This is a genomic window from Desulfosarcina sp., assembly GCF_055467485.1.
This window is the reverse complement of sequence record NZ_JBUOIV010000045.1, coordinates 1-11,532: the sequence shown is the minus strand read 5'-3', so window position 1 is coordinate 11,532 and position 11,532 is coordinate 1. Positions and strand designations below refer to the sequence as shown.

8 protein-coding genes are annotated in these 11,532 nt (G+C 56.2%); 4 read left to right on the top strand and 4 right to left on the bottom strand.

Annotated features, from left to right (window positions below; all coding sequences use genetic code 11):
• Positions 1-140 precede the first annotated feature (140 nt).
• Genes ACZCED_RS18115 through tdh form a run of 3 tightly spaced genes read left to right on the top strand, consistent with a single transcriptional unit; the run spans position 141 to position 3,432 of the window.
• The gene (locus ACZCED_RS18115; protein ID WP_462971639.1) at positions 141-1,160 is read left to right on the top strand and encodes a GGDEF domain-containing protein; all 1,020 of its coding nucleotides are present in this window, start codon (positions 141-143) and stop codon (positions 1,158-1,160) included.
• Between the two features lie 25 nt (positions 1,161-1,185).
• A complete protein-coding gene (locus tag ACZCED_RS18110; protein ID WP_462971640.1) occupies positions 1,186-2,376 on the top strand; it encodes a glycine C-acetyltransferase in 1,191 nt (396 codons plus the stop codon).
• A 21-nt stretch (positions 2,377-2,397) separates the two neighbouring features.
• Positions 2,398-3,432: an L-threonine 3-dehydrogenase gene (gene tdh / locus ACZCED_RS18105; protein WP_462971641.1), complete on the top strand. Its 1,035-nt coding sequence runs from the start codon at positions 2,398-2,400 to the stop codon at positions 3,430-3,432.
• A 90-nt stretch (positions 3,433-3,522) separates the two neighbouring features.
• On the opposite strand, the gene ACZCED_RS18100 is transcribed toward tdh, so the two are convergent.
• Positions 3,523-4,272 (bottom strand): alpha/beta fold hydrolase, encoded by a 750-nt coding sequence (locus ACZCED_RS18100; RefSeq protein ID WP_462971642.1) that lies wholly within the window; start codon positions 4,270-4,272, stop codon positions 3,523-3,525.
• A gap of 943 nt (positions 4,273-5,215) precedes the next feature.
• Positions 5,216-7,183 (bottom strand): MFS transporter, encoded by a 1,968-nt coding sequence (locus tag ACZCED_RS18095; protein WP_464861364.1) that lies wholly within the window; start codon positions 7,181-7,183, stop codon positions 5,216-5,218.
• A 295-nt stretch (positions 7,184-7,478) separates the two neighbouring features.
• On the opposite strand from ACZCED_RS18095, the gene ACZCED_RS18090 reads away from it, so the two are divergent.
• Positions 7,479-8,969 carry a sigma-54-dependent transcriptional regulator gene (locus tag ACZCED_RS18090; protein ID WP_464861363.1) on the top strand — a complete coding sequence of 497 codons (1,491 nt, stop codon included), beginning with the start codon at positions 7,479-7,481 and terminating at the stop codon, positions 8,967-8,969.
• 161 nt (positions 8,970-9,130) lie between these two features.
• Here the strand turns inward: ACZCED_RS18090 and ACZCED_RS18085 are convergent, their stop codons facing one another.
• Both ACZCED_RS18085 and ACZCED_RS18080 read right to left on the bottom strand, forming a co-directional pair.
• Positions 9,131-10,864 carry an acyl-CoA carboxylase subunit beta gene (locus ACZCED_RS18085; protein ID WP_464861362.1) on the bottom strand — a complete coding sequence of 578 codons (1,734 nt, stop codon included), beginning with the start codon at positions 10,862-10,864 and terminating at the stop codon, positions 9,131-9,133.
• A gap of 32 nt (positions 10,865-10,896) precedes the next feature.
• On the bottom strand, positions 10,897-11,292 hold the full coding sequence (locus ACZCED_RS18080; protein WP_464861361.1) for a carboxymuconolactone decarboxylase family protein: 396 nt from the start codon (positions 11,290-11,292) through the stop codon (positions 10,897-10,899).
• Positions 11,293-11,532: the final 240 nt, after the last annotated feature.

Here is an 11,532-nt window from a genome sequence, read left to right as displayed (position 1 = left end):
TCTCTGTCCTTTTAAATAGGGGATCAAATCCCGATAACGGCAACCCGTTCTACTTGCTCACATCTTTCCACGTGGGTTTGCCAATCGACACCCGACCGATAAAATTGAAACCGATCGATCTGCTGAAAGAGACTTATACCATGCAATACAATGATACCATTGATGATTCACGGCAATATCTGCGCCTTACCCTGGAACTGATCGGCAAACATGGTCTTCCCACCGATCCTTTGAATTACTGCATCTGGTACGAGTATGCATCCGGGAAAAACGAAGCGCTCAACGCAGCCATAGATAAACATCTGGAATCCAGCGGGACATTCTCCGAAGAGATCAGTCGGCAGCTTTTCAACCTGCACATCGCCAACGGCAGGGAAACCGTAACCACGCTGGTACGGGAAGAACTGAAAAGGGTATTTACCGAAATCATCAGTGCGATCAAAACCACGAACCAAAATTTTTCAGCGTCCGAAAATCATTTAGAGACCATCCATGAATCGCTGGTCCCCAGCTTGTCAGAAGCGGATGTAGACAAGATCGTCAATCAGATCAAGCGTGAAATTAAGAATCTGGAGTCCTCCAGCACATCCTTCAAGGAGCAGCTCCAGCAGGCAACCCATGAAATCGATGAGCTGAAAATAAAGATGGCGCGTTACCGGAATGAAGCACTCAAGGATCCGTTGACTCGAATTGACAATCGCCGGGGATTTGAAAAAAAACTGACAGATGCCATCGACAGCGCCAGCATGTCCAATACGTCCCTTTGCCTGGTCATTGCCGACATCGACCATTTTAAGAAAGTCAACGATACCCACGGCCATCTAGTGGGTGACAATGTCCTTCGAATGGTCGCTGCCACCATCAAGGATTCCATCAAGGGGAAGGACCTGGTCGCCCGAATCGGTGGTGAAGAATTCGCCGTCCTGCTGCCAGAAACGCCCTTTGAGGGTGCCATGACATTGGCTGACAACATGCGCCGCAACTTTGAGCGGCTTGATTTGAAAAAGAAAAACAGCGGTGAAAATTTAGGAACGATTACGCTTTCCTTTGGCGTGGCCACGTATAGGAAAGATGAAGCCGCCGAAGACTTCGTGCGCCGGGCCGATGAAGCCCTGTACCGCTCCAAAAACGCAGGCAGAAACAAGGTAACCGGACTTTAGATCTTAATAAATGGAGGTCAACCCCATGCGCCCACGGCTGCTCGATCACCTGGCCGGTGAAATCGACACGTTAAAAAAATACGGTCTCTACAAGGATGAGCGGGTGATCGTCTCCGCCCAGCAGGCCGCCATTACGGTCGACAGTGGAAAAACAGTTCTCAACTTTTGTGCCAACAACTATCTGGGGCTCGCCAACCATCCTCAACTGGTGAAAAAAGCACAGGCGGCCCTTGCCGCCTATGGCTTCGGTATGTCCTCGGTTCGCTTTATATGTGGCACCCAGGCGATTCACAAAACTCTGGAAGCCAGAATCAGCCGTTTTCTGGGCACCGAGGACACCATATTGTACAGTTCCTGCTTTGACGCCAACGGCGGCCTTTTCGAGACCCTGCTGGACGAGAACGACGCGGTGATCAGTGACGCCCTTAACCATGCCAGCATCATTGACGGGGTCCGCCTGTGCAAGGCCAGGCGCCTGCGCTACCGGAACAACGACATGGCTGACCTCGAGCAACAGCTGAAAGCAGCCGCCGGATGCCGCTTCCGCCTCATCGCTACCGATGGGGTCTTTTCCATGGATGGCATCATTGCCGATCTGAAAGGCATCTGCGACCTGGCGGACCGGTACGATGCCCTGGTGATGGTGGACGACTCCCATGCTGTCGGTTTTGTCGGTGAACACGGCCGGGGGACGCCGGAATATTGCGGTGTATCCGATCGAGTGGATATTATTACCGGCACCCTGGGAAAGGCTCTCGGCGGCGCTTCGGGTGGATACACCTCCGGCCGGAAGGAGATCGTCGCCTGGCTGCGGCAGCGCTCCCGGCCATACCTGTTCTCCAACTCCCTGGCGCCGGTCATCACCGCCACCTCCATCGCCGTGTTGGACCTGCTCGAGGAGCGTCCGGAACTGCTTGCCCAACTCGAGGAGAACAGCCGTTACTTCAGGCAGGGCATGCAGACTGCCGGATTCACCCTGGTGCCCGGCCACCACCCCATCATTCCGGTGATGCTCGGAGACGCGGTGCTGGCTCAGAAATTTGCGGCACGGATGCTTGACGAGGGCATCTACGTGGTGGGATTCAGCTTCCCGGTGGTGCCGAAAGGCCGGGCCCGCATCCGCACGCAGATGTGCGCCGCCCACACCCGTGAGCACCTGGACCAGGCAATCGCGGCCTTCATCAAGGTGGGCAAGGCACTCGACGTCATCCATTAGGACAAAAAGGCAGGTGATCGCATGGAAACCATGAAAGCCATTGTCAAACTTAAACCCGAAACCGGGATATGGATGGAACAGGTGCCTTTCCCGAGCATCAGCCACAACGACGTGTTGATCAAAGTGGTCAAGACCGCCATCTGCGGCACGGATATCCATATTTACAACTGGGATGCATGGTCTCAAAAGACCATCCCCGTTCCCATGACCATCGGCCACGAATTCGTGGGCGTCATTGCCGAAATCGGCAGTGAAGTCCGGGGGCTGAAAGAGGGGGACCGCGTGTCGGCCGAAGGCCACATCACCTGCGGTCATTGCCGCAACTGCCGGGCCGGCAAGCGTCACCTGTGCCGCAACACCATCGGTGTGGGGGTCAACCGGCCCGGCTGCTTCGCCGAGTACATCAGCGTGCCGGCATCCAATGTCTTTCCAGTGCCGAAAACCATCGACGACGATATTGCCGCCATCATGGACCCGTTCGGCAATGCGGCCCACACCGCCTTGTCTTTCGACCTGGTGGGAGAAGACGTGCTGATCACGGGCGCCGGCCCCATCGGCATCATGGCCGTTGCCATCGCCCGCCATGTGGGCGCCCGGCACGTGGTGGTCACCGACGTCAATGACTATCGACTGCAGATCGCCGCCCGTATGGGAGCAACAGCAGCCATCAATGTGACCCAGACGACCATTGCCGACACGATTAAGCAATTGGGCATGAAGGAGGGGTTCGATGTCGGCCTGGAAATGTCCGGCAACATTCAGGCCTTCAGGGACATGCTCCAGGCCATGAACTATGGCGGACAGATCGCCCTGCTGGGCATCCCGGCCGGCGAGGTCGCTTTGGACTTGACGCAGATCATCCTCAAGGGATTGAAGATCAAAGGCATCTACGGCCGTGAAATGTTCGAAACCTGGTACAAGATGACCAGTATGCTCCAGAGCAACCTGGATATATCGCGGGTGATCACCCATCGGTTCGGGGTGGACAGCTTCCAGCAGGCTTTCGATGTGATGCACTCCGGCCGGTCGGGCAAGGTGATCATGGACTGGGCTTAAATAGGTGGATAGACTGAATGTTGAAGGTGTTTAGGGCGGGACGAATGCTTCCGACTTCTTGTGAGCTTTGAGCATGAAAGAAATAGCCCCTCACTCTCCGTGTCTGAATCCCCCGTGTTCCAAAAAATGCGTGGCCTGAGCAATCACATCCGGATCGTTCATGATAAAGCCGTGGCTTTTATGAACCACCAAAAAGTCAGTCATCTCAGCCAACCGGGCGCGTTCGACGGACACCTTCCCATCGTCCGGTCCCGGCACCCGGGCTGAAAACCAGGGTTCCAGGGTGCTGTCGCCGGTGATGATACCCACCGGCACATCTACCGGGTCCAAACGATGGGAAACGCCGTCTTCACCCGTTCCCAGCTGCTGGCCCGCCGGCCCCATGATCCAGCGATAGAGAAAATTATCCTTCAATAAATCGGCGATTTCGCTGCCCTGGTTGGGTGGACTGAGCATGACCACCCGGCTTCCCGGCGGCAGGCGATGCGCCTGCAGGTAATGGCGAACCAGGATCCCGCCCAGTGAATGGGTCACAAAATGAATGGGTGACGATGGGCGCTCCGATCGGCAGCGCTGAACCGTTTCAGCCACGATACCCTGGCTCAGTGTCTCGACACTTTCCTGCGTGGACGGATAATCCAGATTGACCACCCGGTAACCCTCACCCGCCAGGTGGCTGGCCATGGTTGCCATGGACCGGTGTGTACGTCCCATGCCGTGGAGAAGGATGACCCATGCATCCATATCATTCTTTCTCCTTGCCGTTTCATCAGCGACAGCCGCTATACTCAACAGCAGCGCAGCGGTCATCGATACCATCAAGAGTAGAGCGATCTTCATCAACAACCAACGCTCCTGGATTGATGAATCGACCGGTTCATCGAAGGACCACCTGTTGCATTCATCCGGAAAACCGAACGATTAGCCAACCGGTTCATGCTGTCGGATCGATGCGCGCTGTCAAAATAATGATCGTTGTTCAAATCCAAGGCGAAGCCATCCTTCATCCTGCGGGCAGACTGCATTGGCCCAATCGCGTTGAAATGCGAAATCCACGCGTGCACGGGGCCTCAAGGCATGCTGACGATAGCCTGCGGCAATCGATAGAACCACAATGCACAAGCGCGCTGACCGGCATCCCACTCCATGTCTCATCGGCATGACGATGAATCCCTGTTTTTCCCAGCCGGCCGATCGTGCGTTACTGGCGTGTCACTTATAACCGACCTTTCACCGAACCACCGCCAGGGTGGTACGGCAGACCGTTCCTACCATGTTCCTATTGCTGGCGCCGGAAAATCCGAAATAAGCGAAAAGGCCGCATACTAATCCTGAACCACCCCAAAAAAGATCATGCATGGGTGGGCGAAAAGCAGACTGACGTCGATAGCCATGGCCATGGCCATCACCAGGCAGATCCATTTAAACCACAATCCAGACTGCCTTTCAACACATACGACAATCAGAACCAGCGGGACCAGATTGCACCAAAGATGCAAGGGGGGTAAAATGGTAGCCATGGTCTGTAACGATCCGCCAGATCTCGCCGTCGATAATGGCCACCCGGTAATCAACCAGCCATTGACCGACAAGGGGGATATAAGTGGCAGCGATACCGGCTGACCTTCTCCAGCAGTTTCACTTGGTCACTCTCGGCCAACACCGCCTGGCGATCGGGTTTCCCGGAAAACATATCCGGTTGCCCCCGCCGGTCTGCGATGGGTCATTTAATGAAATCAGCAAGAAAAGCGTTCAGACGACCATTTCCAACATCCTGGATGGGTTAACGGTCGTCTCCCCGCAGCATCAAGACCTTGCGTCGCAGATCGCCTGCGGTCACAAGCGCCGGCGCCACCGAGCGACCCGCCACGAGCTCCACACGGGACCAGAAGCGCTGGGGCAACCGGGTCATGGCATGGCCGTTCTTGTGGCTGAAAAAGCTCCCCCAGAGCCCTTTCAGCGCCAGTGGTACCACCGGAACCGGGTTTCTCCTGATGATCCGCTCGATACCGGGCTTGAATTCATTCACGTGACCATCCCGGGTCAACTGGCCTTCCGGGAAGATGCATACCACCTCACCGGCCTCCAGGGCCTTTGCAATCGCTTCAAAGGCTGCTTTGAGCCCCACCGGGTTGGTGCGCTGCGAGGCAATGGGGATGGCCCGGGCGGCCCGAAAGATGAAGTGCAGCAGAAACATCCGGTAAATCGGTTCGTAGATCACGAATCGCACCGGCCGGCGGCAGGCTCCGATGATCAGCAGGGCATCCATGTAGCTGACATGGTTGCACACCAGCACGACCGGGCCGTCTTCGGGGATGCGGTCCAGATCCCGGTGGCGGAAGCGGTACATGGTGTGGGTGACCATCCACACCAGAAAACGCATGGTAAACTCAGGCACCAGGGAGTAAATGTATACGGCAACGGCGACATTGGCCAGCGCAAGAAGCAGGAAAAACACCGGGATGGAAACGCCGGCAACGCCTATAATAAGCGCTCCGGCCAAAGCGGAGAGCACCATGAACAGGGCATTGATGATGTTGTTGGCGGCGATCACCCGGGCCCGTTCCTGAGGCGGTGTCCGCATCTGGACCATGGCGAACAGCGGTACGATATAAAGTCCGCCGGAAACGCCGATCATCACGAAGTCGATCATGAGCCGAAGGCTGCCCGATACGGCCAGAAACCGGGCCAACGACATCAGGCCCTCGGATTCGGGAAATCGGCCGGCCCAGAACAGGTCGATGCCAAACAGGCTCAATCCGATGGACCCCAGCGGCACCAGCCCCAGTTCCACTTTTCTGTCCGACAACCGCTCGCACAACAAAGAGCCCAATCCAACGCCAATGGAAAACAGGGTCAGCAGCAGAGTCACCACGCTCTCTCCCCCGCCGAGCACGGTCCTGGCGAAATTGGGAAGCTGGGTCAGGTAGGCGGCCCCCAGCAGCCAGAACCAGGATATGCCCAGGATAGACAGAAAAACGGACCGCTCTCGACGGGCATAGCCAATGGTCCGCACGGTCTCGCGGAACAGGTTCCAGCGCACGGTCAGATGGGGTGAATGGATCCGGGTGGCCGGAATCATGCAGCTGGCCATCCAGCCCGCCAGGGCTATGCCAACCAGCACCAGTCCGGTGATCGCCGGACCGTTTGTCAGCTGAACCAACACGCCGCCGCAAAGGGTGCCCAGCAGGATGGAAATGAATGTCCCCATTTCCACCAGGGCGTTACCGCCCACGATTTCATCCGGCATCAGGTGATCGGGCATGATGCTGTATTTAACCGGGCCAAAGAAAGCGGACTGGGTGCCCATGAGAAACAAGAGCCCCAGCAGGGCTGTCAGACTGCCGGTCCAGAAGGCGCATCCCGCCACGGCCATGATGGCGATCTCGATCATCTTGATCCGGCGGATCAGCAGCGCTTTTTCCATTTTGTCGGCGATCTGGCCGGCCGTGGCAGAAAATAGAAAAAAGGGAAGGATAAACAACCCGGCGGCCAGGTTGATGACTACGTCGGATGCCATGGACAGATGCTGGCCGGCCTGGAAAGCAATCATCAGCATCAGCGCATTCTTGAAAACGTTGTCGTTGAAGGCACCGAAAAACTGGGTCCAGAAAAAAGGTGCAAAACGCCTTGCCGACATGAGCTGCAGCAGCCCGGTTTTACGCTCAGGAACGGGGTTGGCAGTTGACTGCATCGTTGCAGACGGCTTTTTTTGAGGATGATGACCGGGTGGCTGGTGGTATTTTTCCATATCTCGTATCCCTTGCGATAAGCAGTGGACAGGCGATCGGCCGAAGGTTTGATTTAAATGGTTGAAAAAAACCGGATGACCTGTTTCCTCTTCATTTATCAAATCCCATGCCGCAATTGCGGTTTTTAGTTTATCACCTGTTTTAAATAGATTTTTCCGCGATTCAGCTCACCTGATCATCTAATTACAGTCAACGATCTTGTTCAATTTATGTTTATATGATATTCAATTTATGTATATTTATTCAATGTAACATTGACCGCCACCGGACCGAACGACTTTCCCGGAATTACCCATGGAACAGCTCACTGCTTCCGAACGCCGCATCTTCTCCCTGGTTCACCAGGCGGTCTATGCCAATCCGTTTAGTGACGACCGACAACGCGTGGACCTCGAAATCGCCGGCCTCTTTCCGGAAATGACCGATGTGAGGGGCTTCGACGAGACCATTTCAAATGTCCGCAGCCGTATCGACAGACTCGAAAACGAAGGGCGGGCCAATATAAACCGCTATGGCGATGCGGACAGGAAAGTGTTGACCAGTTCGTTTCTGTTTGACATTTTCCACCGCCTCACCGACCGTTTCGACCGGCTGATCGTCGATCAACTGCAGGCCGGTGACCGCTCCCTGCCGGTTCCGTTTGCCAGCGCGGCCATCGGCCGCTTGACCGGCTGGGGGTTTGACCGGGAGATGGCCCATCGCTACCTGGCGATGTGCTATCAACTCAGGCGAGCCTTCTTTTTTATCGAAAAAAACCTAAAGGGACGCAGCGACAGCATGCGCCGGCTCAGGGAAAGCCTGTGGAACAACGTGTTCACCCACGACATGGGCCTTTATCACCGATACCTGTGGAACCGCATGGAAGATTTTTCAACCATGCTCCTCGGCGAAACCGGCAGCGGTAAGGGCACTGCAGCCATGGCCATCGGCCGGTCAGGCTATATCCCCTTTGACGAAAAAAAAGGATGCTTCGAGGAAAGTTTTGCCCACTCATTCATCGCTCTGAACCTGTCCCAATACCCGGAAACGCTCATCGAATCGGAATTGTTCGGCCACCGCAAGGGTGCCTTCACCGGCGCGGTGGAGGATTACGCCGGTATCTTCGATCGCTGCAGCCCCTTTGGCGCCATTTTTCTGGACGAAATCGGTGAAGTCGGTGAACCGGTCCAGATCAAACTGCTCCAGGTCATCCAGGAGCGCATTTTCAATCGGGTGGGCGATCACCACCCCAGGCCGTTTCGGGGCCGGCTCATCGCCGCCACCAACCTTCCGGCGGAAGAATTGGTCAACGGCCGGGCTATGAGAAAAGACTTCTACTACCGATTGTGCTCGGACCTGATCGTGGTCCCGCCCCTGGCCAGGCGGATTCATGAAAACCCCAACGAATTGGAAGAGCTTCTCGAGGTTGTTGTCGAACGCATCGTCGGTGCACCGTCGGTTGAACTGATGACGCTGGTCAAAGCGCAGATCTGCCACACACCGGGAATCAGCTATGCATGGCCGGGCAATGTTCGCGAGCTTGAGCAATGTGTACGACGGATACTGCTCAAGCGCGCCTACACGCCGTTGGCGCCGCGATTACCTTCGGGCCTGACGTCCGAGTTAATAGAAGGTATCCAAGCGCAGTCCCTGGATGCGAAAGCCCTCCTCGGCGGCTATTGCCTCATGCTCCACCAGCGGCACAAGACCATCGAGGCCGTCGCACGCATCAGCGGGCTGGACAGACGGACGGCCAAAAAACACATCGAAGCGGGCAAGCGCCTGTATTCGCCGAACAACCACTGACACAAACAAAACGGCCGGGAAAGTTCCCGGCCGTTGCCCACGTCATTGTTGAATCCACATCGGCAATACGCCGCACCATCGATTCATTATTCGTTGTTTTAACCTTCGGCCTGCAGACCTCCTGTTGTTTCCCAGCCATTTGCGTTCAGGGCACGCCCATCTTAACCTTTGATCACCCGGGGGGTCAGCATCTGGTGCTGGGGGCAGATGGATTTGGGATTCTGGTAGACGCAGCCGGCAAAGGCGGCAAGGTAGCGCCTGATATCCGACATCTTGACCACTTCGTCCACGAAACCCTTGCGGGCACAGTAGCTCGGCCGGGAGTAATCGTGGTACTCCTGGGCCATCTGGTTCATCTTGTCAATGATCGGCTGCAGGGGTTTGCCGGCACCCTTCTCCTTGACCAAGCGTCGGGAGAAACTGGCTGCGGCGGCCGTCTCCCCGTGCATCACGTATATTTCCGTCGTGGGTACGCCCAAGGTCAGGGCATTGTGCCGGTTGGCCGTGGGGCCGCCCATCACATAATGGGCGGCGGCGGTGCCCTTGCGCAACACCATCAGCAGCTGGGGCACGTCAGTGGATTGGATCGAGTAGATCAGGGATTGGCCCAGACCCAGCAATTCGGCCTTTTCGGCAATATCGCCCACGTCGATACCAGACGTATCCTGGAACCAGATGATCGGCACCCGGTCGCGGCCGCACAGGGTGACGAACTCGTTCATCTTGATCAGGCCCTGGCGGTAGAGCTTGCCGCCGATGCCGGGGTAGTCGGCGTATTCCGGGTAGCCTTCACCCAACCACCCCTGGCGGTTGCCGATGACGCCCATCAGATAGCCGTCGATTTTAACCAAGCCCGTGTAGATCTCGGGGCCGTACCCCGGTTTGAATTCCATATGCTCGCTGCCATCGACGATGCGGGCCAGCACCTGGTCGAAGTCGTAAATCTGTTTCTGGTTAAAAGGAACCAGGCTGTATATGTCATCGGCCGGGAAAAGGGGCGCCTTGGGTTGGGCCACCCGGAAAAACTTGGGGTTATAGGACGGGATGTCCTTCATGTAATCCTTGATGCCGTCGAGCACCTGGGTCTCCTCCTCGTACACATACCTGAAAAAGCCCGTGCCGTCGTAGTGGACATCCACTGACCCCGGCGGTTTAGCTTTAAATTGTTTCGCCGCATTGATCAGTGCCTCGGCCCCTTCCTCGTCGAAAAAACCCTTGGGTGACATGCCGCTGAGGATGCCGCCACCGCCCACCGCCATGTTGCAGTCCTTGTGGGCGAACAGGACCGTCGGGCTGATCGCCTGGTACCCGCCGCCCGCCGGATTGGTACCGTAGATGGCGGCCAGAATGGGAATGCCTGCCTGGTTCAATTCCGCATGGCGGAAAAAAGTGGTACCGCCACCGCGACGGTCGGCGTAAAACTTCTCCTGTTCGGTCAACTTTACGCCGCTGCAGTGGACCAGCCAGACCAGTGGAATATTCAATCGTTTGGAGAGGTCGGTGACCCGCAGGATATTTTCATATTGACCGGGCAGCCAGGCACCGGCCATCACCTTGTTGTCGAAACCGATGATCACCGCCCACTTCCCGGAAATCTTGCCCAGACCGTCCACAACATTAGTGGTGCCCTCTTCGTTGTCCTCCGGGTTGTACAGGGTGTGCAGGGGGCACCAGGTACCCGGGTCCACCAGATAGTTCAACCGCTGCCACACCGTCATCTGGCCGCGGGCATTGATCTTTTCCTCTGAGAAACCGGCCTGCTTGACCTTCTCCGCTTCCTTTTTCAGCTGGGCTTCGACGTCTCTGATCTGCTTGACATTCTCTTCGGCACTTTTGATCTGTCCGGCATTCATCTCACGCCCAAACACCGGCATTTTCTCAAAATAGGGTTTCATGGTTTCACTCCCCAATCGGTTTAGGTGTTAAATCATTCGTCTGCAATAGGCCACTGGCCCTTTTCCATCAATACCTCTCTGAGCACCTTCAATGCGGTGTTGACCGTAGGGATGCCGCCGTAGGTGAAGGTCTGGAAAATCACCTCTGCGATATCCCCGGATGTGCATCCCACATTCAATGCAGCCTGAATGTGCAGCTTGAGCTCTTCAGGCCGAGACAGCACGGTCAGCACGGCCACCGTTACCAGTTGACGTGTCGGATGGGGTATTTTCTCCCGGGCATACAGCTTACCGGTAATGAAAAGGGACAGATCCTTGCCCAGATCCTTGTCAAAGGCCCGCCACAACTCGAAAGGTTTTTCTCCATCGACCCCCTTAAAGTACAAGGATCCGGTCGTTTTCGTTTTTTCAATGATGTCCTTACTCACGGTAGCCGTCCTTTTTTTTGGCGTTTTTTCCAGAAAGGGTAGGTTGGGGGCCCGACCCTATGAATCGGTATCGTCCGTGCAAAAATCGTTGTTCAGTAGTCGTTTGCGCCTGGCAGCCGATCCACGAATCCCTCAATTCCCAATCCCTGAAGTCGTCCTACCGGTTGGCCTTCCTGTACCCCAGCTGGTCCAGGGCGATGATCCACTTGCAGATGTTGGCCGACCCCTCCACCATGTAAT